Source organism: Acetivibrio mesophilus (assembly GCF_004102745.1).
GTDB lineage: Bacteria > Bacillota > Clostridia > Acetivibrionales > Acetivibrionaceae > Hungateiclostridium > Hungateiclostridium mesophilum.
Genome location: NZ_RLII01000091.1, coordinates 1 through 1,059, shown reverse-complemented (window position 1 = coordinate 1,059; position 1,059 = coordinate 1). Strand labels below are relative to the sequence as shown.

Genomic DNA, 1,059 nt, shown 5'->3' with positions numbered 1-1,059 from the left:
TTTTTATAAAAATTATATTGGCATATTTGCTATTTTATACTATAATGTTTATTACTAAGTTTTGATTTTATGCGAAAATTGTCAGTACATGCATAAAAATAGTGATTCTGCAAAGTTTCGGTGTGATAGGGGGTAAAATCACTATGAGATTTTTTAAAAAAGCAGAGGGTGCAATATCAGTTTTTTTGTGTATTATTCTATTAATAATGATTGCTATTCCAGCTATTTTAGTCGAAGGGACACGAATGAAGGCAGCACAAACGCAAATTGAAAGTGCGTTGGATATATCGGCTAAATCTGCTCTTGCCAATTATAATTATCTATTAAAGGAGCTATATGGACTTATGGCTCTATCTAGCGATGATCCGGACCTATTGATGGAGGAAATAGTATATTATCTCGAAAGAAATTTGATGGTCAATGGTATTGAAGAGCATAGAACGAAAGCTGAATTAACTCTTGATGCTATAGATAAATCGGAAACTGGGGACGGTATAAAGAAATTCTTGGGAGTGGATAAGAAAAAGGAAAACCTGCTGGATTTGTATGATTACGGTATTGAAGATGTGAAGGTTCAGCCCATATATAACCTGTCGGAGCCGGAGGTTTTAAGAGCTCAGATACTGGAGTACATGAAGTATAGAGGTCCGAAGGAATTGTCTGAGGGACTTATGGACAAATTTCTTGCTTTCAAGGATTTTAAGAAGCAGGCGGATATTTTAAAGGAAAAGCTTGATGTTGACAAAAATCTGACAGAGATTAAAGAGAATGAGGTAAAAGCCTCGAATAATATTGTGACCGTCAATAAATTCAGTACAGATATAAATATACCCAATCAGATGGAAATAGCTTCAGGGTATGTGTTGGAAAGAGTTAAGATTGAGAAAGACATAAAAGATATGGAAGATGAGATAGAAGAGAACGAGGATAAAATAGATGAATATAAAGACGAAATTAAAGACCTCGAGAAAGAGATAGAGAAGAAGAAAGAAGCTGCAAAAAAGGCAGCTAAAGAAGCGAAGAAAAGTGAAGGTGGAGCTGCCGTTACTGAAGAGGGTG

General features: G+C 35.2%; 1 protein-coding gene. It reads left to right on the top strand.

Translation table 11 applies throughout. The features are described from left to right. Positions 1-143 precede the first annotated feature (143 nt). The coding region (locus EFD62_RS17380; protein WP_407921103.1) for a TadE/TadG family type IV pilus assembly protein at positions 144-1,059 on the top strand (916 nt) is incomplete at its 3' end.